Annotated in this window: 22 protein-coding genes and 1 pseudogene; 10 read left to right on the plus strand and 13 right to left on the minus strand. The window is 70.0% G+C overall.

Annotated elements, in window-relative coordinates:
* Positions 1–19: 19 nt before the first annotated feature.
* From AB0I04_RS10850 to AB0I04_RS10860, 3 genes are read left to right on the plus strand one after another with little or no spacing between them, the layout of a single operon-like run.
* On the plus strand, positions 20–685 hold the full coding sequence (locus tag AB0I04_RS10850) for a DUF4097 family beta strand repeat-containing protein (RefSeq protein ID WP_360881997.1): 666 nt from the start codon (positions 20–22) through the stop codon (positions 683–685).
* Between the two features lie 39 nt (positions 686–724).
* Positions 725–1,687 (plus strand): ATP-binding cassette domain-containing protein, encoded by a 963-nt coding sequence (locus tag AB0I04_RS10855; RefSeq protein ID WP_360881999.1) that lies wholly within the window; start codon positions 725–727, stop codon positions 1,685–1,687.
* Positions 1,684–2,457 carry an ABC transporter permease gene (locus tag AB0I04_RS10860; RefSeq protein ID WP_360882001.1) on the plus strand — a complete coding sequence of 258 codons (774 nt, stop codon included), beginning with the start codon at positions 1,684–1,686 and terminating at the stop codon, positions 2,455–2,457. Before AB0I04_RS10855 ends, AB0I04_RS10860 begins: the two co-directional genes overlap by 4 nt.
* A 93-nt stretch (positions 2,458–2,550) precedes the next feature.
* On the opposite strand, the gene AB0I04_RS10865 is transcribed toward AB0I04_RS10860, so the two are convergent.
* The 3 genes from AB0I04_RS10865 to AB0I04_RS10875 form a co-directional block, all read right to left on the minus strand.
* Complete coding sequence (locus tag AB0I04_RS10865) at positions 2,551–3,546, minus strand: RNA polymerase subunit sigma-70 (RefSeq protein ID WP_360882003.1); 996 nt, start codon at positions 3,544–3,546, stop codon at positions 2,551–2,553.
* Between the two features lie 119 nt (positions 3,547–3,665).
* Positions 3,666–4,043: an EthD family reductase gene (locus AB0I04_RS10870; protein ID WP_360882005.1), complete on the minus strand. Its 378-nt coding sequence runs from the start codon at positions 4,041–4,043 to the stop codon at positions 3,666–3,668.
* A gap of 22 nt (positions 4,044–4,065) precedes the next feature.
* Positions 4,066–5,058: a zinc-binding dehydrogenase gene (locus AB0I04_RS10875; protein WP_360882007.1), complete on the minus strand. Its 993-nt coding sequence runs from the start codon at positions 5,056–5,058 to the stop codon at positions 4,066–4,068.
* Between the two features lie 307 nt (positions 5,059–5,365).
* Between AB0I04_RS10875 and AB0I04_RS10880 the strand changes: the two genes are divergently transcribed.
* Positions 5,366–5,761, plus strand: a complete 396-nt coding sequence (locus AB0I04_RS10880; protein ID WP_360882009.1) for a VOC family protein — start codon at positions 5,366–5,368, stop codon at positions 5,759–5,761.
* Positions 5,762–5,882: 121 nt separating this feature from the next.
* On the opposite strand, the gene AB0I04_RS10885 is transcribed toward AB0I04_RS10880, so the two are convergent.
* Positions 5,883–6,011: a hypothetical protein gene (locus AB0I04_RS10885; RefSeq protein WP_360882011.1), complete on the minus strand. Its 129-nt coding sequence runs from the start codon at positions 6,009–6,011 to the stop codon at positions 5,883–5,885.
* A gap of 132 nt (positions 6,012–6,143) precedes the next feature.
* Between AB0I04_RS10885 and AB0I04_RS10890 the strand changes: the two genes are divergently transcribed.
* Positions 6,144–7,259, plus strand: a complete 1,116-nt coding sequence (locus tag AB0I04_RS10890) for an FAD-dependent monooxygenase (protein WP_360882013.1) — start codon at positions 6,144–6,146, stop codon at positions 7,257–7,259.
* A gap of 120 nt (positions 7,260–7,379) precedes the next feature.
* Here AB0I04_RS10890 and AB0I04_RS10895 read toward each other — a convergent pair whose 3' ends face one another.
* From AB0I04_RS10895 to AB0I04_RS10915, 5 genes are all read right to left on the minus strand, one after another.
* The gene (locus AB0I04_RS10895; protein ID WP_360882015.1) at positions 7,380–8,045 is read right to left on the minus strand and encodes a response regulator transcription factor; all 666 of its coding nucleotides are present in this window, start codon (positions 8,043–8,045) and stop codon (positions 7,380–7,382) included.
* Positions 8,042–9,235, minus strand: a complete 1,194-nt coding sequence (locus AB0I04_RS10900; RefSeq protein WP_360882017.1) for a histidine kinase — start codon at positions 9,233–9,235, stop codon at positions 8,042–8,044. The genes AB0I04_RS10895 and AB0I04_RS10900 overlap by 4 nt, the downstream gene beginning before the upstream one ends.
* On the minus strand, positions 9,228–9,638 hold the full coding sequence (locus AB0I04_RS10905) for a hypothetical protein (RefSeq protein ID WP_360882019.1): 411 nt from the start codon (positions 9,636–9,638) through the stop codon (positions 9,228–9,230). Before AB0I04_RS10905 ends, AB0I04_RS10900 begins: the two co-directional genes overlap by 8 nt.
* A gap of 123 nt (positions 9,639–9,761) precedes the next feature.
* Positions 9,762–11,969: a glycoside hydrolase family 3 C-terminal domain-containing protein gene (locus AB0I04_RS10910; protein WP_360882021.1), complete on the minus strand. Its 2,208-nt coding sequence runs from the start codon at positions 11,967–11,969 to the stop codon at positions 9,762–9,764.
* A 455-nt stretch (positions 11,970–12,424) separates the two neighbouring features.
* Entirely contained in the window at positions 12,425–13,351 is a 927-nt protein-coding gene (locus AB0I04_RS10915; RefSeq protein WP_360882023.1) for an RNA polymerase sigma-70 factor, read from the minus strand.
* Positions 13,352–13,553: 202 nt separating this feature from the next.
* Between AB0I04_RS10915 and AB0I04_RS10920 the strand changes: the two genes are divergently transcribed.
* Both AB0I04_RS10920 and AB0I04_RS10925 read left to right on the plus strand, forming a co-directional pair.
* Positions 13,554–14,039: a carboxymuconolactone decarboxylase family protein gene (locus AB0I04_RS10920; RefSeq protein ID WP_360882025.1), complete on the plus strand. Its 486-nt coding sequence runs from the start codon at positions 13,554–13,556 to the stop codon at positions 14,037–14,039.
* A 143-nt stretch (positions 14,040–14,182) separates the two neighbouring features.
* Positions 14,183–14,839, plus strand: a complete 657-nt coding sequence (locus AB0I04_RS10925) for a class I SAM-dependent methyltransferase (RefSeq protein WP_360882027.1) — start codon at positions 14,183–14,185, stop codon at positions 14,837–14,839.
* A 185-nt stretch (positions 14,840–15,024) separates the two neighbouring features.
* Here AB0I04_RS10925 and AB0I04_RS10930 read toward each other — a convergent pair.
* The 4 genes and pseudogenes from AB0I04_RS10930 to AB0I04_RS10945 all read right to left on the minus strand — a co-directional run.
* Positions 15,025–16,449 (minus strand): annotated as a pseudogene (locus AB0I04_RS10930) (DUF4173 domain-containing protein); the annotation flags it as partial.
* The gene (locus tag AB0I04_RS10935) at positions 16,446–17,477 is read right to left on the minus strand and encodes an ATP-binding protein (RefSeq protein WP_360882407.1); all 1,032 of its coding nucleotides are present in this window, start codon (positions 17,475–17,477) and stop codon (positions 16,446–16,448) included. The pseudogene AB0I04_RS10930 and the gene AB0I04_RS10935, both read right to left, overlap by 4 nt.
* A gap of 5 nt (positions 17,478–17,482) precedes the next feature.
* On the minus strand, positions 17,483–18,166 hold the full coding sequence (locus tag AB0I04_RS10940) for a response regulator transcription factor (RefSeq protein WP_360882029.1): 684 nt from the start codon (positions 18,164–18,166) through the stop codon (positions 17,483–17,485).
* A gap of 171 nt (positions 18,167–18,337) precedes the next feature.
* Positions 18,338–18,934, minus strand: coding sequence for an HD domain-containing protein (locus AB0I04_RS10945; RefSeq protein WP_360882031.1), 597 nt, complete (start codon positions 18,932–18,934; stop codon positions 18,338–18,340).
* A gap of 191 nt (positions 18,935–19,125) precedes the next feature.
* Between AB0I04_RS10945 and AB0I04_RS10950 the strand changes: the two genes are divergently transcribed.
* The 3 genes from AB0I04_RS10950 to AB0I04_RS10960 all read left to right on the plus strand — a co-directional run bounded on the left by AB0I04_RS10950 (position 19,126) and on the right by AB0I04_RS10960 (position 21,685).
* Complete coding sequence (locus AB0I04_RS10950) at positions 19,126–19,539, plus strand: hypothetical protein (RefSeq protein ID WP_360882033.1); 414 nt, start codon at positions 19,126–19,128, stop codon at positions 19,537–19,539.
* Between the two features lie 100 nt (positions 19,540–19,639).
* Positions 19,640–20,815: a glycosyltransferase gene (locus tag AB0I04_RS10955; protein WP_360882035.1), complete on the plus strand. Its 1,176-nt coding sequence runs from the start codon at positions 19,640–19,642 to the stop codon at positions 20,813–20,815.
* Positions 20,816–20,959: 144 nt separating this feature from the next.
* Positions 20,960–21,685 carry a polysaccharide deacetylase family protein gene (locus AB0I04_RS10960; protein ID WP_360882037.1) on the plus strand — a complete coding sequence of 242 codons (726 nt, stop codon included), beginning with the start codon at positions 20,960–20,962 and terminating at the stop codon, positions 21,683–21,685.
* Positions 21,686–21,690 lie beyond the last annotated feature (5 nt).

Below are 21,690 nucleotides of genomic sequence, written 5' to 3' on the forward strand. Positions count from 1 at the left end.
AGAGCGCAAGGAGCACACGATGAACAAGTTCGACACCCCCGCCCCGATCACCGCCGTCCTGAACGTCCCCGCCGGGCGCGTGCAGTTCATCGCCGCCGACCGGGCCGACACCACGGTCGAGGTCCTGCCCGCCAACGCCTCCAAGAGCCGCGACGTGAAGGCGGCCGAGCAGACCACGGTCGAGTTCGCCGACGGTGTCCTGCGGATCGAGACCCAGGCGGCGAAGAACCAGTACTTCGGCCCGTCGGGGTCCATCGAGGTGACGGTCAAACTGCCCGCCGGTTCGCAGGTCGAGGCGAAGACGGCCAGCGTCGAACTGCGGACCGTGGGACGGCTTGGCGACGTCGCCTTCGAAGGCGCCTACCACCAGATCAAGCTGGATGAGGCAGCGAGCCTCCGCCTCACCGCGGTCGACGGCGACGTCGAGGTCGGCCGCCTCGGCGGCCCCGCCCAGATCAGCACCTCACGAGGCGACATCACCATCGCCGAAGCCACGGGCGGCACGGTCGTGCTGGCCACCCAGTCCGGCGACATCACGGTCGGCGCCGCCGCAGGCGTCTCGGCCACCCTCGACGCCGGCACCTCCCACGGCCGCATCACCAACGCCCTCAAGAACGACGGCACCGCCGACCTGACCATCCAGGCGACCACCTCCAACGGCGACATCACCGCCCGCAGCCTCTAACCCACAGCTGACCCGCAGTCTCCTTAAGGAAGCAGAACAGTGACGAACCTGGCCATCGCGGCGAACGGGCTGCGCAAGTCCTACCGCGGCAAGGACGGTGAGAAGGTCGTGCTCGACGGCATCGACCTGAACGTCCCGCAAGGAACGATCTTCTCCCTGCTCGGCCCGAACGGCGCCGGCAAGACCACCACCGTCCAGATCCTGTCCACCCTGATCCGGGCGGACGGCGGCCAGGTTCAGGTCGCGGGATACGACCTGGACCGTCAGGCCGACGATGTGCGCGGCGCGATCGGCGTCACCGGCCAGTACTCCGCCGTCGACAAGCTGCTCACCGGCGAGGAGAACCTGCTCCTCATGGCCGACCTGAAGCACTTGCCCAAGCGCGAGGGCAAGCAGAAGGCCGCCGAGCTGCTCGAGCGGTTCGACCTGGTCGACGCCGCGCGCAAGCCCGCCAGCACCTACTCGGGCGGGATGCAGCGCCGGCTCGACCTGGCGATGACCCTGGTCGGTGACCCGCGCCTGATCTTCCTGGACGAGCCCACCACCGGCCTGGACCCGCGCAGCCGCCGCGCCATGTACCAGATCGTCCGCGACCTCGTCGCGAGCGGCGTCACGATCTTCCTCACCACCCAGTACCTGGAAGAGGCCGACGAACTCGCCGACCACATCGCCCTCCTCGACCACGGGCGGCTGATCGCCGAAGGCACCGCCGAACAGCTCAAGCGGCTCATCCCCGGCGGCCACATCGAGCTCACCTTCACCGACACGCACCTGCTCGAGGCGGCCCGTCACCTCATCGGCGCCGGGATCGCCGACCACGACGCGCTCACCCTGCAGGTGCCCGGCGACGGCAGCGTCCGCGCCATCCGCGAACTGCTCACCGCCCTGGACGAACGCTCGATCGACGTCGACCAGATGAGCGTGCACACCCCCGACCTCGACGACGTCTTCCTCACCCTCACCAGCCAGCAGACCGACCACAAACAGGAGGCCACCCGATGAGCGCCCTGTCCCTCGCCGCCCGCGACTCCTCCACCATGGTCCGGCGCCAGCTCAAACGCCTCCTCCGCTACCCCTCCATGACCGTGCAGCTGATCATCACACCCGTCATCATCCTGCTCCTGTTCGTCTACGTCTTCGGAGCCACCCTCGGCCACGGCATCGGCGGCGGCCGCCACACCTACATCAACTACGTCCTCCCCGCCATCCTGCTCATGACCGCCGCCACCGCCGCCACCGGAACCGCCGTCATGGTCGCCACCGACATGACCGAAGGCATCATCGCCCGCTTCCGCACCATGCGGATCTCCCGAGCCTCCGTCCTGACCGGCCACGTCGTCGCAAGCGTCATCCAACAACTCCTCAGCATGGCCGTCGTCATCGCCATCGCCCTGGCGATCGGCTTCCGTCCCAACGCCACCGCCGCCGAATGGCTGGAGGCGGTCGGCCTGCTCACCCTGTTCGTCGTGGCCATCACCTGGCTCTCGGTCGCCCTCGGCCTCAAATCCTCAACCCCCGAAGCCGCCAGCAACGCCCCCATGCCCCTGGTCTTCCTGCCCTTTCTCGGCAGCGGCTTCGTCCCCACCGACTCCATGCCCGCCGCCCTGCGCTGGTTCGCCGAATACCAGCCCTTCACCCCGATCATGCAGACCGTCCGCGGCCTGCTCCTCGGCACCCCCATCGGCAACAACGCCGCCATCGCCACCACCTGGTGCGCCGGCATCGCCGTCGTCTCCTACCTCTGGGCCAAGAAGACCTTCAACAAGGCCTGACCGTGAACGGGCCGAACAGGGCCGTCAGACCAACGGGTCTGGCGGCCCTGAGCCTTTCCCCGCCCGTGTTCGTAGAGGCACACCATCGTGGTGTCAGTGCGCGAGCACGTCCGGGAAGCCGAACGTCGCGACCAGCGCGGGATCATGGAACTTGATCACGCGGGAGACGCCGGTGGCGGTGGGGGCCAGCACCACGGCGCCGTCGGCTCGGAGCGCGCCGTCCGCATCCCGGTGGTACACGACGGCGGCAGGTTGGCCGTTGGCTGCGGTAGCGATCATCCGCCAATCGCCCGGTGTGCCCAACACGTACGCGTCGAGCATGTGAATGCACATCGCCCGGCCCGCCTGCCATTCGCGGAATGGCGTCGCCTCCAGCGTGGCGTCCGCGCGCAGCACCTGTTCCAGCAGGCCGGCATCGGAGTGCTCGAAGGCTGCGATGTAGCCGTCGAGAAGCGCGCGTGCCCGTTGGTCGGTCGGTTCGAGCAGTTCCTCGGGCTCCGGCCCCAATTCGTCCAGCCGGGCACGGGCGCGCTGCAGACCGCTCTTGACCGCCGCAGTTGTGGTGTCGAGGATCTCCGCGGTCTCGGCCGCCGAGAACGCCAGCACCTCGCGCAGGATGAGGATCGCACGTTGGCGGGAGGGCAGGTGCTGCAGGCTGGCGATGAGCGCCAGCCGCAGCGACTCACGTTCGACCACCACCGCGGCCGGATCGTCGCCCGGCGGGGCGATCCATACATCCGGCATCGGTTCCAGCCACGAGACCTCGCCCGGCGCAACGGGACTCGGCGGGCGGTCGGGTCCGTCGTACGGGCCTGCCAGGCCTGAGGGCAGCACCCGGATCGGGCGCGGCTTCAACGCCGTCAGGCAGACATTGGTAGCGATCTTGTAGAGCCAGGACCGAGTCGACGCTCGACCCTCGAATCCGGCGTAGGACCGCCACGCCCGCAGATAGCTCTCCTGCACCAGGTCCTCGGCGTCGTGTGCCGAGCCGACCATGCGGTAGCAGTGCGCCAACAACTCCCGGCGGAACCGCTCAGTCTCGGCGGTGAACCGGTCTTGATCTGGTGCCGCCCGCAGATCCGATGTCACCCTGCGAGCCTCCTAGTACTGCAACACGTCTGGACGTGGTCCACGTGCCGACGCTGCCGGGCCACGCCTCGGCCACGATCGACGACGCGGGCCCCCAATCGCAGCGGCGGCATCCGCGGTCAGACCTCGTCGAGCTGGAGGATCATGCCGCGGAAGGTCGTGTAGCGGGCCAGGTTCGCCGCGGCATCCTCGGCGGTGCGCCGGCCGATCTCGGATCCGAGCGCAGCTTCCAGCGCGGCCATGTCGTCCCAGTCCAGCATCACGACCATATAGCACGGCTCGCCGATCACGGCTGCCGGTTCATGACTGCGCGTGTAACGACGCAGGCCCGGAAACTGTTTCGCCAACGGGATGTGGACATCGTTGTAGTGACGTTCGAACGCGTCGACGTCGGAGGGGGTGTCGTACATCACGACGAATCGCGCCGTCTGCTTAGCGGCCGGGTCCACGGTTGCGGTCATCTGTTTCAACTCCTGCCATGCGGTGCGCGGCGTCACCGGTTCGGTACTAGGGGTTCTCTCAGGGCAGCAGGGCGAGTTTGCCGACGGTGGCCCTGGCTTCGAGTTCCGTTAGCGCTTTCGGGCCGTCGGCCAGTTCGTACACGGTCGGCAGGCCGGGGGCGAGCACGCCGGCCGCGATCAGCGCGGACAGCTCACCCATCAGCTCACCGAAGATCTGCGGTGCGGCCTGGATCAGCACGCCGATATTGAGGCCGATGATGTGGACCTGGTGCTTGTACACCAGCTCCCAGTTGGTGATCGGGGCTTCGCCGCCTGCCAGGCCGTAGACGATGACCCGGCCGGTGACCCGCTTGGCCGCGGCCAGGCTGGCGGCGAACGTTGCGCCGCCGGCCGACTCCAGAACCACATCGACGCCGGAACCGCCGGTCAGCTCCATCACCTCGGCGGCGAGGTCGCCGCCGACAGAGTCCAGGACGTGGTCGGCTCCCAGTGCCAGCACTGTCTCGTGCTTGCCCGGCGAGGCGGTGGCGATGACCGTCGCACCGTAGTGCTTGGCGATTCTCACCGCGGCCTGGCCGGTCCCGCCCGCCGCGGCGTGGATCAGCACGGTGTGCCCGGCAGCGATGCCGCCCAGAGGCTTGAGCGCGGCGAGCGCGGTGGGCCAGTTCACGACCAGACCGAGCGCCTGCTGCTCCGTCCAGCCCGCAGGCACCGGTACCGCCGCAGCCGCGGGCAGGACCATGTACTCGGCGAAAGCGCCGGTTCCGACGCCGACGACGTGGGCCCCCGGTTGCGGGCCGGTCACCGCCTCGCCCACCGCGACGACCTCACCGGCGGCCTCGAAACCCGCCGGGTACGGCGGCTGCGGGCCGCCTGCGAACGTGCCGTGAGCCTTCGAGATGTCGGCGAAGTTGACCCCGGCTGCGGTGACGCGGATCAGGACCTCGCCCTGGCCGGGGCTCGGCACCGGCGCGTCGGTGATCAGGCGCATGTCCTGCGGGCCGTTGAGGGAAGTCTGCTGCAGCGCGCGCATGGTCGCGGGAATGCTCATTGGCGATCGGCCCTTCGTTCTCGACGTACATGAGAGAGACCGACCGGCCCGTCGCGCGGGTCGTGCCTCCCACCATGTAGACCCCGGCCACCACAAAAAGGAATCGACCGCTCCCGAACCGCACGGGGGGATGTCAGCCGCTGCGCGACCCGGCCGAACGCTCTTCGTGAGCGGGGATGACGGGCCTTCGTTAGGCAGCTACGTACATTTCACCTACATCCGGCATACATTCGCGTGCAGCGTCGAGCTCCGCACCGCCTCCCATTCGTCCAAGCCCGGCACGCCGCCGTCCGGGCATGATCCGGGTATGACGAACAAGGCCCTTCCGGGAGTACGGCCCCAGCCGATGATCTCGGTCGCGGACGTCGAGCGGGCAAGCCGCTGGTACCAGGACGTCCTCGGCGCCACCAGCGATCATGGCGGTCCAGAGTACGAGCGACTGCTGGTCGACGGGACGATGATCATGCAGCTGCACCGGCTGGACGTCGGACACCACCACGGTGCCCTCGCGGACCCCGCCGTGCCGCTCGGCAACGGGGTGGCGCTCTGGTTCGAGGCGCCCGCCTTCGACGCAGCGGTCGAGCGCATCAGGCGGACTGACGCGCACGTCGTCACCGACGTGCACGTCAACCCGAACGCCGGTCACCGCGAGATCTGGCTCCGCGACCTCGACGGCTACCTCGTCGTCATCGCCGAGCCCTGATCGCCGAGCCGGTACATCCGGGGCCAAGGCGGTCAGGCCGTCACCCGCGCCGAGGCGGTCGGGCGCTCGCCTCGGCGCCGGCCGCTCTGTGGCGATCAGGCCCTCACCAGCGCCGAGGCGGTCAGGTCCTCGCCTCGGTGTCGCCCGCTCCGAGGCCGGCCGCGACCGTTCGGACGGCGTCGAGGAGGTCGCGGCCGGAGGGGACGTTCGCCGGGTCGGCCATCGCCTGGGCCGCCAGGCCGCTCAGCATGGCCTGATAGAAGGCCCCGACGGTCAGCGCCGTCTCCTCGTCCCCTTCGTGGCCGAATAGCCTGGCCAGCCCCAGGCGGGCGGGCCGGGTCGCGCCGGCGAAGCTCTCGCGCAGGGCCGGGTCGCGCTGGACGTGGGCGAGCAGGCGCCGCGGATCCGCGAAGGCGGCTACAAGCTCGACATCCGCGGCGCCGCACTCACGGTCGTCGAGCGCATGGGCGTTCTCGACGCCATCCGGAGCATGTCGACCGACGTACGGGGCGGATCGGTCGTCGACGCGACCAGGCGGCGCGTGGCGAGCATGGACGGCGACACCTTCGGCGGCCGGGTCCACGGCGACGCGGAGATCCAGCGCGGCGACCTGCACCGCCTGCTGTACGACCTGACCAAGGACGACGTCGAGTACCGCTTCGGCGACTCGATCGCCTCGATCGACGACGGCCCCGACGGGGTGACGGTCACGTTCGACGGCGGAGACACCCGCGTCTTCGACCTCGTCGTCGGCGCCGACGGACTGCACTCACGGACCCGCGCGCTGGCCTTCGGCCCCGAAGAGGACTTCGTGCGCGAGCTCGGCTACCACGTATCGGTCTTCAGCGTCCCCAACCATCTGAACCTCGACCGGTGGGAGCTCACCTACGTCGGCCCCGGCCGTACGGCGCTGACCTACAGCACGGCCCAGGACGCCGAGGCGAAGGCGATGTTCCTGTTCGCCGCCGATCCGGCCGTCCCCGCTCCGCGCGACCGCGCCGCGCAGCAGCGCATGCTGGCCGACGCCTATGCGGGAGAGGGATGGGAGGTGCCCCGGCTGGTCGAGGGCATGGCGGCCGCCCCGGACTTCTACTTCGACTCCCTCGCCCAGGTCCACCTGGACCGCTGGTCGAACGGGCGCGTCGTCCTGCTCGGCGACGCGGCCTGCTGCGCGTCGCCGGCCTCGGGCCAGGGCACCAGCCTCGCCCTGGTCGGCGCGTACGTCCTGGCCGGCGAGCTGGCGGCCGCCCGCGGCGACCACGAGCGCGGGTTCGACGCGTACGAGCGGCGCATGCGGCCGTTCGCCGAGAAGAACCAGAAGCTCGGCCCGTCGAACATCAAGCGAATGGTGATGAAGAGCCGTGCCCAGGTCCGCATCTCCATGGCGATGCTCGCCCTGATGGGACGCATGCCCGGGCGCGACCGCATGATGGCCAAGGTGATCGAGCCGATCCACAGGGCGGCGAACGCCATCACGCTCGAGAATTACGAGGGCTAGCCGCATCAGGCAATGTTCGCCCTGTTGTGATGTGACGCGCCGTTCGGATGCTGGTTCGGATGTGGTCCGGTGTTCAGATCGAGCCGTAAGTCACACTCCGAGGTAACCAGTCCGCTCGGCCTACTCGGCGTCGTGGATGAGCAAAGCGATTTGGACACGGTTGTTCAGGGCGAGTTTGTGCATGATCTGTGAAACGTAAGACTTGATCGTTGCCACCGTCATGACGAGCTCGGTCGCAATCTCAGCGTTGGTCAGACCACGACCGACTGCTTCCGCCACTCGCCGTTGACTGTCGGTGAGGCAGGCAAGGCGGCGACGGGCGGCCTCGCGCGGCTCGTTGCTCTTGGCCGTGGCCCTGGCGTACTCGATGAGCTTACGGGCGATGGCGGGCGACAGGATCGGTTCCCCGGCTGCGACGCGCCGGACAGCGTCAACGATCTCGTTCGGTCTGGTGTCTTTGAGAAGAAAGCCGCTTGCGCCCGCGCGCAGTGCTCGCAGGACGAGTTCGTCGGTATCGAATGTAGTCAGCATGATGGCCTCTGGCGCGTTCGTTGTCGCACGGAGCCGTTGGGTAGCGGCAAGCCCATCGATCTTGGGCATGCGAATATCCATGAGCACGATGTCCGGTCGGGTGATGCGCACGGCCTCAGGAACGGCGGTACCGTCGGAGGCCTCTCCGACGACATCGATGTCATATTGGCCGGACAGCATTGTCGTCAGAGCGGCGCGTACCAGCCATTCGTCGTCGACCAGCAGGACCCTGATCGGATCGGACCGATCCATCATGCCTCCCAGGGCAACCGGGCATGCAGCACGTACATACCGTTGTCAGGGCCGTAGTCGAGAGTGCCGCCTGCGAGCGTTGCCCGCTCGGTGAGTCCCCTCAGTCCGACGCCGGCTCCTGGAATATCGGTAGCACGTCCGGCGAGCGGCTGGCGTACCCCGACGGTCAGTCCGTTCCCGGGTGCCCCATCCACGATGACCGTCACGGGCATGCCGGGGGCGTGCTTGCGTGCATTGGTCAGGCCTTCCTGGACGATCCGATATGCGGTTCGCGCGACGGTGGTGGGTACGGCGTCGGCATCGGTGATCACGAGGTTGAGAGTCACATCTGCTCCTGCCCGGCGTACCTCTTCGACCAGTTCCGGGAGCCGGGCAAGAGTGAGTTGCGGAGGACCAGCATCATCCACCGAATCCTCCCGAAGCAGCCCGATGACTTCGCGGAGGTCCACGAGCATCTGGTGGGCGCCGCTGCGGATCACTGAGGCGGCCCGCGCGATCTCGTCATGAGGGGCATCCGGCCGGAACTCCAGCGCGCCCGCGTGCACGCTCAGGAGCGACATGCGGTTGGCGAGGACATCATGCATCTCGCGGGCGAGCCTGATGCGTTCCATTCGCTTGGCCTCGGCGACGCGGGCGTGCCGCTCCTCTTCTGCAAGGCGTGCCCGTTCCGCAAGCGAGGTCAACAGACTGCGGCGGGCCCGGACTGCTCGGCCCCAACCGACCGCAGCTATTGTCACCAGTACGTTTATGCTGACGTTCGCCAGATACGGCACATGCGGGGGCGAGTACAGCGCCGTGTTCACCAGCCCAGTGGCGATGCCGAGGCCTCCGATCCATGCGACCACTGGCAGTGGGCGGTACACGGCGACCGAAAGCGTCGCTGCGAAAGCGGCGCCCGCCGACGCGGGCGAAACTGCGGACAGTGACGCCAGTAGGAACGCAAGCCTCGTCGGCCAGCGACGCCGCGCCGGCAGCAAGAGGCAGGCTGCCGCGCCGACGGCCACGTCGGCGGCCACCAGCGCATGCGGCCAGCCCCGGTAGCGCGGCCAGGCGGTGATCGCGCCGATCGAGACGGCGGCCAGGATGCCGATCGCATCGACCACGAGGTCGCGCGCGGAGCTGACGCCGGTCGTGATCGAGGCCGCGTTCCGACAAAAGGCCATGCGCAGCGGTCTGGGCAGGCGTTCAGTCACCAGAATTGAGCCAGGTCTTGATCAACTGAGTCCACTTGCGATTATCGGTGGTCTCCATGAATGTCTTGTGGTTGACCATGAGGTAGATCTCGCCTGCTTTAGTGGTCCCCATAATCAGCGGCTTACCCGCATTGAGCAGGCCGCCGATGAACCGCCCGTAGAGTTTGGTGTACTCGTTCGTCACGGAGATAACGTCTACGGGCCGCAGCACGAGATCCCCTGTGTCGGCCCAGTCGCTCAGTACAAGCCGGTCCTCGTGGAGCGTCGCACTTCCCCGCCGGTGGAAAAGGACGCTCTGATCAATCCCGGCCGCGAGGCGATCGCCCTTTTTGCGGGTCGTGAGTTCATCCGCTGTGCAGCCTATGTAGCGGGCCTCCGCCAGCGGCGTCTTGATCTCGGTCATGGAACAAGCTTGCCGCCCGGCCACCGCCGGCTGCAGCAGCCGAAGGATGGAACCTGTACCCGACTTTGGTAGCTCCCGCCGTCCACATACCGAATTCTTTCGTTTTGCTGTACGGATCCGCCGTTACCTGGCGACGACCTCGAACGTGCCGCGCAGATGGATCCGTGCGGAGGAACTGCCGACCTGGACCTCGAAGGTGCCGGGTTCGACGACCTGATGCATCGACTCGTCGATCAACTCCATCTCCCGCGGGCCGAGCGTGAGCCGGACCCTCCGCTTCTGGCCTGGCTTCAATTCCACCTTCGCGAAGCCACGGAGCTGCTTGACCGGCAGCGACACGCTCGATTGCCGGTCGGCGAGGTACAGCTGGACCACCTCCTGGCCGGTGCGGTGTCCAGTGTTGGTGATGTCGACTCGGACCTCCGTGGTCTCCCCTGCCTTGATCCGGTGGCGAGAGATCTCGAGGTTGTCGTAGCGGAATGTGGTGTAGCTCAGGCCGTGACCGAACTCATACAGCGGGGACGCCTTGAGGCCAACGTACCCATCGGCCGCCGCGCGCATGGGTTTGACGTCGTAGTAGATCGGCAGCTGGCCCACACTCCGCGGCACCGTCACCGGCAGCCGCCCGCCAGGGTCGCATCTGCCGAACAGCACGTCCGCGATAGCCTCACCACCGCGCTCACCGGGGAGCCAGGCCTGTACGATCGCCGGGACGTGCTCGGCGGGCCAGGTGATGGACAGCGGTCGACCCGACACCAACACGATCACAACAGGCTTGCCGGTCGCGTGGACGGCTCGGACAAGCGCGTCTTGCACACCGGTGAGGTTCAGGTCGGCGACGTCAACGCCCTCGCCTCCGGTGGCGCCCTCGTACAGGAAGCCCTTGGACCTCTCGCCGAGCACGAGCACCACGAGGTCGGCGCCACGCGCGGTCTCGACGGCCTTGGCGAAGCCCGAGCGGTCGGCGTCGTTGATGCCGCAGCCCTTGGCGTAGATGACTTTGGTTCCGGCGGGTGCGGCGGCCTTGATGGACGCCAGTATCGTGGGCATTCCGTTCTTCGGGGGCCAGGGTGCGTAGTCCCCGGTGAGGTTTTCCGGAACGTCGGCGTTCGGCCCGATCACGGCGATGCGTTTGACGGAGTTCCTGATCGGCAACAGGTCGCCGTCGTTCTTGAGCAGGGTGATGCCCTCACGCGCGGCCTGAAGCGCGAGTGCGCGGTGCGGAGCGGAGCCCACGATCCGCTCGGCTTGGTCGGGGTCGACGTAGGGGTTGTCGAACAGCCCGAGCCGCAGCTTGAGCATCAGTACACGCCGGACGGCCCGGTCCACGAGCTCCATCGGGACGGAGCCGTCCTTGACCCCCTCCTTGAGTCCGTCGAGGTAGGCATCCTCCCAGGTGATGCCGACGTCGACGCCCGCCTTGATCGCCTGAGCGCCGGCCTGCTTCTGATCGGCCGCGATGCGCTCGGTGACCAGCGTGCTGAAGCCGCCGCCCTCGCTGATGACGACGCCCCGAAACCCCAGCTCCCCTCGCAGAACCTGGGTGAGCAACTTCTCCGACCGGTGCGTGGGCACGCCGTCGATCGTCGACTGGCAGGCCAGCGTCATCAGCGCGCCTTCGTCGGCGAACCCGGTCCGCCACGGCGGCAGGTGGATCGCCCGCATCTCGCGCTCGCCGATCTCGACCGAGCTTCCCTCCAGCCCGCCCACGTTCGGGGTTTGCAGCGGGTAGTGACACAACGACGCGACGGTCCGGTTCGGCTTGCTGACGTCGGTGCCCTGGAGGGCGCGCACGATAGCGCCGATGACGCTGCCGACCAGGTACGGGTCCTCGCCGTACCCTTCGCAGCTGCGCCCGAAGCGGGGATCGCGGAACACCTCGGCGACCAGTGTGTTCAGGACGTGAGTGCCACAGGCGCGCGCCTCGGCCGCGACCGCGCCATAGACCGCACCGACCAGGCCGGTGTTCCAGGTCGCGGCGATCGAGGGCCCCGCCGGGAAGATCGTCGCGTACGGCGCGGAATGACCGTTTGTGCCTTCAGCGATCTGCAGCAGCGGGATGCCGAGCTTGCCAGCCTTTGCGATCTTTTGCAGTTCGTTGGTGGCCTCTGCTTGTTGCCGAGGTGTGCGGGGCTGCTTCACGGGGAGCGCCCCGGCGACCGTTTCGTTGAGGAATCCGAAGAATCCGCCTCCCTGTCCGAGACCGCGCCACTTACCCGCCGCATAGGCCTCACGGTGCTTGTCGGTGGTTACCGGGGACGATTTCGGGACGAACCCGCTAGGCAGGACCTGCGGCACGTTCAGCTGGGCGATCTTGTCGGCGAGTGACATCTTCGCCAACAGTGCCTCGACCCTCGGATCCGTGGGTTCCCGGGGTGCGGGATGGGCCGTCGGCGTCTGCGAGTGAGCCTCTTGGCCGGCGAATACCCACGTACCGGCCAGCGCTGCGGCGCCGCCTCCGAGAAAGCCGCGCCGGCCCACCTGAGCACAAGTCCCATCATCAGTTTCTGGAGATTCCATGGCCGCAACGGTAGGAAGGCCGCCGTCCGCGTCACAGCCTCCAAAAGGAGGCTGTTCTGCCCGACTTCGGGCTATCCGGAAGTAGGGTCATCCCCGGCAACCTTGCCGCCCGTACGCGGACGAATGCCGGTGGCGACGGTGAGTCGTCGCTACCGGCATCCGCCCATGTCTCATCGCCAGAAGGCACAGTCATCGGCATACCACCATCGTCACGCCGGAGGCGAGGGACCGCACCGTCGCCCGGCGGGCGGCGGAGCCGCTCGAATTCAGCGGCTCACGGAGGTCTCTCGCTCGACACGCGACAGCTTCTCGGGATTGCGGACGGCGTAGAGGCCGGTGATGAGGCCGTCGTCGATGCGTACCGCCATGACGCTGTCGAGCCGGCCGTCTAGCCGGATGATCAGTGCCGGGTGGCCGTTGACCTGGGCCGGCCGCAGCGACGCCACGGCGGAGATCCTGCCCAGTACGGGGGCCACCGTGTCGGCTCCCACGACCGGCGCCAGCGCGGCCTGGACGATCCCGCCGCCGTCCGTCAGCAGGACGACGTCCGGCGCGAGGATGTCGAGCAGCCGCTGCAGATCGCCCGTTTCGATCGCCCGTTGGAACGCCTCGAGCGCGTCTCGGGTCTCGGCCGCGGAGACGACCCCGCGTGGTCGGCGCGCGGCGACGTGCGCCCGGGCCCGGTGGGCGATCTGGCGGACCGCGGCCGGGCTCTTGCCGACGGCCTCGGCGATCTCGTCGTACGCCAGATCGAACACCTCGCGCAGTACGAACACCGCCCGCTCGGTCGGCTGAAGCGTCTCCAGTACCAGCAGCATCGCCATCGAGACGCTGTCGGCCAACTCGACGTCCTCGGCCACGTCGGGTGCGGTCAGCAGCGGCTCGGGCAGCCAGGGGCCGACGTAGGACTCCTTGCGACGGCGGAGCGTACGCAGCCGGGTCAACGCCTGCCGGGTGGTGATCCGGACCAGGAATGAACGCTGATCCCGCACGGTGTCGAGATCGACGCCTGTCCACCGCAGCCAGGTCTCCTGGAGGACGTCTTCGGCGTCCGCGGCCGAGCCGAGCATCTCGTAGGCGACGGTGAACAGCAGGTTGCGGTGGGCGACGAAGGCCTCGGTGGCGGAGTCCTTCCGGCCGCCGCGGTCCGGCGGCTCTACCGAGCCGGTCGTTCGGTCGTCGTACTCGCTCATATCGGACTCCTACCTGTTCGCCGCCGTCCGTGCCACACGCACAAGACGCTGGTCCCGACCGCTTTGTGACACCCGCGATCGGTGGCGCACGTCACACCGCCGCTTCTGTCACAGGAAGCGGCTCGTCGGCATCTCCATGGTCGTCAGGACGCTGCGCGAACGATCCGCGCGGCCCGCAACAGCGGCGAGTGAGGACGAAGCCATGGAACCCCGGATGAACCTGAACGCCAACGAGCTCGGTGCCAAGCTCGGCAAGCGGTTCTACAACGTCAGTCTGGCAATCGAGCAGTCGTCGCTGCCCAAGACCACCCAGGACCTGGTGATGCTGCGCGCCAGCCAGATCAACGGGTGCGGTTTCTGCGTCGACTACCACACCAAGGACGCCACGGTCGCCGGGGAGACCGCGGTCCGGCTCCACCTGGTCGCCGCCTGGCGCGAGTCCACCGTGTTCACCGAGGCCGAGCGGGCCGCGCTGGCGCTCGTCGAGGAGGGCACCCGGCTCGCCGACGCCCACCAGGGCGTGTCCGACGAGACCTGGGCCCAGGTGCGCGAGCACTACGACGAGGATCAGATCATCGCACTGGTCTACCTGGTCGCCATGATCAACGCCGCCAACCGGCTCGGCGTGATCGTGCGCAACAAGGGCGGTTCCTACGAGCCCGGCATGCTCGCCAGTCTGGCGAACTGATCGGCAGGCCGATCGCGGCCCGGCCCAGGATCACTCGATCCGGGCCGGGCCCGCGCCCTCTCCCGGCCCCTACAGAGGGCCTCAGGCCGACGTGTCTCGTGCGGCTTGAGACGTGATCACGTGCCGCCATATGGTCGACGACCGTGACCACACCCTCCTCCCTCGAAACCACCCGGGACGCGTACGACGCCATCGCCGTCCTGTACGCCGAGACCTTCCCCACCGCGATGGACGACCACCCGGTGGACCGCTCGCTGATCGCCGGCTTCGCCGAGATGGTACGGACCGACGGAGCCGGACCGGTCGCGGACCTGGGCTGCGGCCACGGCCGCATGACCGCCTACCTGGCGTCGCTCGGCGTCACCGCCTCCGGCGTCGACCTGTCGCCGACGATGATCGAGCTGGCCCGCCGGGACAACCCCGACCTGCGGTTCGAAGTGGGGTCGATGACCGCCCTGGACATCGCGGACGGCACGCTGGCCGGCGTACTCTCCTGGTACTCCGTGATCCACACACCACCGGAGGAGCTCCCGGTGATCTTCGCGGAGTTCGGCCGGGTATTGGCCCCGGGCGGTTATCTGCTCGTCGGCTTCTTCGCCACCGACGCCGACTCGCCGCACCCGGCCGAGCCGTTCGACCACAAGGTGTCCCTCGCCTACCGGCTGTCCACCGACCACGTCGCGGACCTGGTGCGGAAGGCCGGGCTGGAAGAGGTGGCACGGCTGCGCCGCGAGCCTGGGGGGAACGAGAGGAGATTCCAGCAGGGCCGACTCCTCGCCCGCAGGCCCACGGAGCCGTAGGCCCGGCCACGGCACCCAGCGGGCACGGGTCGGCAGGCCGACGACGGCTGGACCGGGTGCCGGCGGAGGAGGTCACGCGCCTGGGCCCGGGAGAGGTTGAAGCGCGTCCACGAGTCGCCGTGCCGCAGCGATCCCGCGAGGTGGCGCAGGACGCACGAGCGCTGCGGCTCGGGGAGGCGGTCGAGGGCGGGGACCGCGTCGGCGGACAGGCCGGCCAGGTACGGCAGGTCGGCGCTGCCGGTGTGCCGGAAGCGGTCCACGTTGTGAGCGGCGATGAACCCGTCGGGGTTGAGCAGCCCCAGCGCCAGCAGGCCGGCGGCACCGGCCGCGGCCACCGCGCGGGGCAGCCAGGTCGCCTTCAGACGGATCCCCGCGACGGCGACCAGGACGATGACCAGGCCCATCCACAGCTCGAAGGCGTGCACCCACAACCGGAGCCTCGTCCAGCCGTACGCCTGCTCGTAGAGGAACAGCCGGCGCAACGCGACGGCCACCACCACGAGGGTCAGCGCGCACAGCAGGCCGAGCAGCGTACGGACGGTGACCCGGTCGGCCCGGCCCGCCACCGGGGCGTACCGGACCGCGACGGCCACGACGACGAGGACGAGCCCGGTCACGACCAGCAGCTGCCAGAAGCCCTGCCGTGCGTACTCCGCGTAGGAGAGGCCCGTCGAGCGCAGCAGCCGGTCCCGGTCCGAGGCCAGCAGGACGTCGGCCTGGATCGCGACGAAGCCGAGGAACAGCAGGTCGAGTGCGACGATCGGGATGGCCCACGGCGTACGGCCAATGTGCGAGGCCGCTGGAGGCCGGGCGAAGCGCGGCGCCGCCACGGTCAGGAACGCCCCGGTCAGGACGACGACGACACCCACGCCGAACACGAGGATCCGGACGATCAGCGACCACGCCCCGACATCGGGGAACAGCCCGGCGACGGCCCGGCCGAACGCGGCGTCCGCCGTCACGAACAGCGCGCCGAACACCACGAGGAGCACGGCGGCGAGGAGCAGCGAGCCGACCACCGCCCCGGTCGGCCGGCGTCCGGACCGGGCGACCGAGGCCACGCCGCGGCCCGCCCACGGCACCGAACGCGGAGCCGCCGGCACGAACGCGAGTCCCCCGCCGACCAGGTCGATCCAGGACCGTCCCCCGGTCACGGCGTACGACCCGAGCGGCACGGCCAGTGCGATCGCCAGGGCGACGACCCAACCCGCGTCGACGAGCACGGGCAACGCCGACAGCGCCAGCGTCAGCGTCAGCGCCGTGAACAGGATCGACGTGCGGTTCCGGCGGGCGACCGGGGCCAGGGCGACGATCGCGGCGACACCGGCGAGCGGCACGTTCAGCCCCGGACGCCCGGGGAACAGCGCCGCGGCGACCGCTCCGGTCACCGCCGCGCGGACCAGTAGCCCTGGCGACGCCGGCCGCGCCGGCCGGCGCCACTCCTTGATCAGCAGCGGGTCCCTCCGTGGGATGCGCACCCCACCGGTCGGGATGGGTCGGCTCGTGGCGGGCGATACCGGTGCCGACGCGGGCGCGGCCGAGGGCGCCGCCCAGGAGGATCGGCCGGGTTCGGGGGAGTTCGGACGAGGATGGGACGGAGGCTCGGTCATGACGATCCCTGAGGAGGTTGCGGAAGTACGACGCGGATGAGGCAGCCGTGGGGAGAGTCGGCGACGGCGATCTCGCCGTCGTGCAGGTCGACCACCCAGCGGGCGATGGCCAGCCCCAGGCCGGTGCCGCCACCGGCGGTCCCGACCTGTGAGGCGGAGCCTCGGGAGAAGCGTTCGAAGACCTGCGCGCGGTCGGCGACCGGGATGCCGGGCCCTTCGTCCTGGACCTCGAGGCGGAGCGCCTGGCCTCGCGTCGCGGCGGTCACGGTGACGACGCCACCGGGCGGGCTGTGCCGTGCCGCGTTCTCGAGCAGGTTGGCGACGACCTGGTGCAGCCGGTCCCGGTCGGCGCGGACGACCAGCCCCGGCTCGGTCCGCACCACGAACACCGGGCCCGGACGGCCGACCTGAGCCTCTGTGACGGCGGCCTCCAGGAAGGGGCCGATCTCGAAGCTCGTCAGGTCCAGGGAGACCACGCCCGCCTCGACCCGGGACAGGTCGAGCAGCTGTGTGACCAGGCGGCCCAGGCGTTCGACCTGCGCCAGGGCGCCCTCGAGCACCTCCGGCTCGGCCGGGGTGACCCCGTCCGCGACGTTCTCCAGGATCGCCCGCAGCGCGGCGATCGGCGTCCGCAGCTCGTGCGACACGTTGGCGACGAAGTCGCGGCGCTGGCGGTCGACCTCGGCGAGGTCGTCGGCCATCCGGTTGAAGGCCCTGCCGAGTTCGCCGACTTCGTCCCGCGACGTCACGCGGACCCGACGGCGGTAGTCGCCGCGTGCCATGGCCCGGGCCACGGCCGTCATCTCACGCAACGGCGCCGTCATGCCGTGCGCCAGGATCTGAGTGATCACGACGGAGATCAGCAGCGCGACCGGCAGCGTGATCCGGCCGCGGAAGCCCAGGCCGTACCCCCACACCATCATCAGCCCGCCGACGCAGCAGTTGCAGACGGCCAGCACCCCGAGCTTGATCTTGATGGACCGCATCGGGTCGAGGGGGCGCGGCAGCGCCGTCCACAGCCTGTGCATGACGCTCACGAGCCGGCCTCCAGCGCGTACCCGACGCTGTGGACGGTGCGGATGAGGTCCGCGCCGAGCTTGCGGCGCAACGCCTTGATGTGGCTGTCCACCACGCGCGTCCCCGCGCCGTCGGCCCAGTCCCACACCTGCTCCAGCAGGACCGCCCGGGTCAGCACCGCGCCCGGCGTACGGGCGAGGCAGTCGAGCAGGTCGTACTCCGTTGGCGTCAGATGCACGGGAGCCCCGTCGACGGCGACCCTCCGGGCCGCCCGGTCGATCTCCAGCGGGCCGAGTCGCAGCACATCGCGGGCTGGAGCGGCGGCCAGCGCGGCGGCGTGCTCGATTCGGCGCAGCAGGGCCCGGACGCGGGCCGTCAGCTCCCGCATGCTGAACGGCTTGGTCAGGTAGTCGTCGGCCCCCACCCCGAGCCCGACGAGCAGATCGGTCTCGTCGTCGCGTGCGGTCAGCATCAGTACGGGGACCGGTCGCTGCGCCTGGACGCGGCGGCAGACCTCCAGCCCGTCGAAGCCGGGCAGCATGAGGTCGAGAACGACCAGATCAGGCCCGTACTCCGCGAAGGCCGCCACGGCACCGGGCCCGTCGGCCACCGTTCGCACCTCGAAGCCTTCGGCGGCCAGCCGGTCGGCGACCGCCTGCGCGATGGTGGGCTCATCCTCGACGACAAGGATCCGTTGCATGGCGGCGAGCCTAGGAGCCGCGCGCGGAGATCCCACGGACGATATGTGGGGAATCTGTGAAGATCTCGGCCGTGGCTCATCGGCACCGTACGCGAGAGAACGAGCCGCCGCCTGGACGAGGCGCCGAGAAGAGCTGACGGGGCGAGGTGCCCCGGGACGAGCCGCCTCCGCCTACACCGGAGCGTGCCCGTACTCGGCGACGAATGACGTGAGGTCGGGGACGCCGAAGGTCTCGCACATCGCCCGGAATCGCGCGACCTTGTCCGCGCCGAACCGCCGGACCCGGGCGGCGTAGGAGTCGGCCGTGACGAAGGTCGGTGGGTCGGTCTTGCTGTGGAACTTGTCGGCGTACATGACGAGCTCCTCCTCAGGTGTCTCCGCCACGTAGTCGGCGACCGGCAGGGGGAGTTCCTGGCTCTGGACGTCGTCGCGGGTGATGCCCACCCCGGTGTGGCAGGAGCAGAAGCGGCAGAGGACGTCGGGGAGCCCTTCGCCTTTCAGCAGTTCGTAACCGAGGATCCCGTGCCGGATGTAGCCCGCCTCATCGATGCGCCCGTCGCCGTCGTACAGGCGATAGACGCCGATGTCGTGCAGCAGGGCTCCGGCCCGTACGAGATCCGCGTCGACCTCCAGGCCGCCGTCGGTCAGCAGTCGTTCCGCGATCCCGCAGACGATCTCGCAGTGCGTGTGAACGAGGTCGAACGCCGCAGAGGTGGGCGCGTGCTTCTCGTGCAGCGCGCGGATCTCGTCGTCCGTCGGGAGGAGCATGCCGGGAGTCTAACGACGCCGCTGTGTCCGCCCGTTTCCCCAGGTAGACGGGCTTCCTGGAGCAGGCCGGAGGGCCGATGGTGAACCTGGTGCCACCCGAAGTCGGATGGCCGCATTACTGATCTCCGCTCCCGAAACGACGACGCTGATTCCGTGCCCGATTCAGCCGGGCGCGGAAGGAGATCACCCCCATGGCCACCAGCGCGGCGCCCGTCGATCGGCAGCTGACCGGCACCCCGTGGGCGGTCCGGCTCGGCCGGGCCGCCACCGAGTGCCCCGCGCTCGAGGTGTACGACGCGGAGACCCTGGTCGACGTCGTCGTGCGGACATCGGTGGCGCCGGAGATCCTGCGGGGCGCCCGGCGCGGCGTCTCCCACGGTCGCCCGTGCGCCGTCGCCTGGGGCCGGCTGCCGGCCGATGCGACCCTCCCGGTGGTGCTCTTCACCGGCGGCCGATGGACCGACCGGACGCACCGCGCCGAGGTGACCGCGGTCGGCGGGTTCTGCTGGCTGGCCGTCGCGTACGGGCGGTTCACCAGCGTCATCGTCGAGCATCGTGGCACCCTGTGCGGACGACTGCGCATCCGGAGTGGCCGCCGGTCGTGACGGTCGCCGCCACGCGGAGCGCGGCGGCGAGCGATCCCTTCCCCCTTCCGGCCGACGCAGGCCGGAGTCCCCATCGCGTCGAGACAGAAGGCACCAGGTCGTGAACACCTCCCTGATCCACTCCGGTACGAAACGGCACGTCACAATCGTGTCGGCGAGCGTCGGCGCCGGGCACGACGGCGCGGCGAGCGAGCTGGCGCGCCGGCTCGTCGAAGCCGGGTTCTCCGTCGACCGCCACGACTTCGTCGACCTGTTCCCCGCCTCGCTCGGACGCCTCCTGCGGCAGTCGTACGCGCTGCAACTGCGGGCCGCCCCGGAGAGCTGGGAGCGGTTGTTCACCGCGCTGGACCGGCGGCGGAACCTCGCGGCGGCGGTGCGCGCCCTGAGCGGGCTGGCCGCCCGTCGTCTCGCCCGTACGGCGGCGGGCTCCGACGTCGTCGTCTCGACCTACCCCCTCGCCAGCCAGGCGCTGGGCCGGCTACGGCGGCGGGGTGCGCTTCGGGCCCCGGTCGTCACGTACCTCACCGACATGTCCGTGCACCCCCTGTGGATCGCCGAGGGGGTCGACGCCCACCTGGCACTGCATGCGACGACGGCGGCGCAGGCGCGGCGGCTCGGCGCGGCCGACGTCCGGGTGTGCGCGCCCGCCGTACGACCCGGGTTCCGGCCCGCCTCGTCCGTGCTCGAGCGGCAGGTGGCGCGCCTGCGCTTCGGCCTGCCGGACGCCGACCGTCTGGCCCTGGTGGTGGCGGGGTCGTGGGGGTGCGGGGACGTCGCGGCCACCGTACGGGACGTGGCCGCGTCCGGGCTGGTCACACCGGTCATCGTGTGCGGGCGCAACACGGCGCTGCGGGAGGAGCTCTCCCGCTCCGGCGTCGGCGTTCCCCTGGGCTGGGTCGAGGACATGCCGGCGTTGATGCGCGCCTGCGACGTCGTGGTCCAGAACGCCGGCGGCCTGTCCTCCCTCGAGGCACTGGCGTCCGGCCTGCCCGTCATCAGCTACCGCTGCCTCCCGGGGCACGGCAGGACGAACGCGGCCGCTCTCGACGAGGCCGGCTGGGCGCCGTGGGCCCGCCGGCCGGACGAGCTGCCCGAGGCGTTGTTCGCGGCGCTGACCGGTCCGCGCATGATGGAATCCCCCGGCGCCACCGATCCCGCGGCGATCGTCACCGCCCTGGCGACCGGACGGATCGCCGCGGCGACCGGCCCGGACGCCGCCGCGACCGGCGGGCACATGTCGAAGGAGCTCACCGAGATGACGGAGGCGACCCGATGAACACCACACGCCTCGTCGCGACCGGACGACCCATGGCACAGCACCCCGCCGGGACGACGGAGACGAACCGATGAACACCGCACGTCCCGCCCCGACCGGACAACCCACGTCACAGCACCCCGCCGAGATGACGGAGACGAACCGATGAGCGCCACACGCCTCGCCGCGACCGCGGCGGGTGTCCTCGCCGCCGCGCACGCCGTACCGGCCGTCACCTCGATCGGGCCGCTGCGCCGGCGGCTGTTCCCCGGGCTGTCCGGCGTCGGCGAGCCCGGTCATGTGGCGCTCACGTTCGACGACGGTCCGGACCCGCGCTCGACGCCGGCGTTCCTGGCCGCCTTGCGGGAGTACGAGGTGAAGGCCACCTTCTTCCTGCTCGGCCGGATGCTCGAGGCCGCCCCGGGCCTGGGGAGGGAGCTCGCCGAGGCCGGGCACGAGATCGCCGTCCACGGGTGGGAGCACCGCTGCATGCTGCTGCGCGGGCCCGCAGCGACGTACGACGACCTGGCCAGGGCGATGGAGTCCATCGTCACGGTCACGGGGACGGTGCCGCGCTGGTACCGGCCTCCGTACGGGGTGCTGAGCTCCTCGGCGCTGCGGGCGGCGCGCCGGTTGGGCCTCACACCGGTGCTGTGGACGAACTGGGGCCGGGACTGGACGCGCTCGGCCACCCCGGCCTCCGTCCTCGCGACGGTCACCCGCGACCTCGACGGCGGAGGGACCGTGCTCCTCCACGACTCCGACTGCACGTCGGCACCCGATTCGTGGAGGAACACGCTCGGCGCGTTGCCGCCGCTCCTGGACGCGATAAGCGAGCGCGGCCTGTCGGTCGGTCCCCTACGTGACCACGTCCGCGCCACTCCAGCGTGACCGTC

It is taken from the genome of Actinoallomurus sp. NPDC050550 (assembly GCF_040655075.1).
Taxonomy (GTDB): domain Bacteria; phylum Actinomycetota; class Actinomycetes; order Streptosporangiales; family Streptosporangiaceae; genus Actinoallomurus.

Bases quoted from the DNA above. Each gene is read 5' to 3' on its own strand.
- AB0I04_RS10850 (WP_360881997.1), top strand. From the start codon at position 20: ATGAACAAGTTCGACACCCCCGCCCCGATCACCGCCGTCCTGAACGTC.
- AB0I04_RS10860 (WP_360882001.1), top strand. From the start codon at position 1,684: ATGAGCGCCCTGTCCCTCGCCGCCCGCGACTCCTCCACCATGGTCCGG.
- AB0I04_RS10875 (WP_360882007.1), bottom strand. From the start codon at position 5,058: ATGAGCATTCCCGCGACCATGCGCGCGCTGCAGCAGACTTCCCTCAAC.
- AB0I04_RS10880 (WP_360882009.1), top strand. From the start codon at position 5,366: ATGACGAACAAGGCCCTTCCGGGAGTACGGCCCCAGCCGATGATCTCG.
- AB0I04_RS10885 (WP_360882011.1), bottom strand. From the start codon at position 6,011: ATGCTGAGCGGCCTGGCGGCCCAGGCGATGGCCGACCCGGCGAACGTC.
- AB0I04_RS10895 (WP_360882015.1), bottom strand. From the start codon at position 8,045: ATGATGGATCGGTCCGATCCGATCAGGGTCCTGCTGGTCGACGACGAA.
- AB0I04_RS10905 (WP_360882019.1), bottom strand. From the start codon at position 9,638: ATGACCGAGATCAAGACGCCGCTGGCGGAGGCCCGCTACATAGGCTGC.
- AB0I04_RS10910 (WP_360882021.1), bottom strand. From the start codon at position 11,969: ATGTCACTCGCCGACAAGATCGCCCAGCTGAACGTGCCGCAGGTCCTG.
- AB0I04_RS10915 (WP_360882023.1), bottom strand. From the start codon at position 13,351: ATGAGCGAGTACGACGACCGAACGACCGGCTCGGTAGAGCCGCCGGAC.
- AB0I04_RS10920 (WP_360882025.1), top strand. From the start codon at position 13,554: ATGGAACCCCGGATGAACCTGAACGCCAACGAGCTCGGTGCCAAGCTC.
- AB0I04_RS10935 (WP_360882407.1), bottom strand. From the start codon at position 17,477: ATGCACAGGCTGTGGACGGCGCTGCCGCGCCCCCTCGACCCGATGCGG.
- AB0I04_RS10940 (WP_360882029.1), bottom strand. From the start codon at position 18,166: ATGCAACGGATCCTTGTCGTCGAGGATGAGCCCACCATCGCGCAGGCG.
- AB0I04_RS10945 (WP_360882031.1), bottom strand. From the start codon at position 18,934: ATGCTCCTCCCGACGGACGACGAGATCCGCGCGCTGCACGAGAAGCAC.
- AB0I04_RS10950 (WP_360882033.1), top strand. From the start codon at position 19,126: ATGGCCACCAGCGCGGCGCCCGTCGATCGGCAGCTGACCGGCACCCCG.
- AB0I04_RS10960 (WP_360882037.1), top strand. From the start codon at position 20,960: ATGAGCGCCACACGCCTCGCCGCGACCGCGGCGGGTGTCCTCGCCGCC.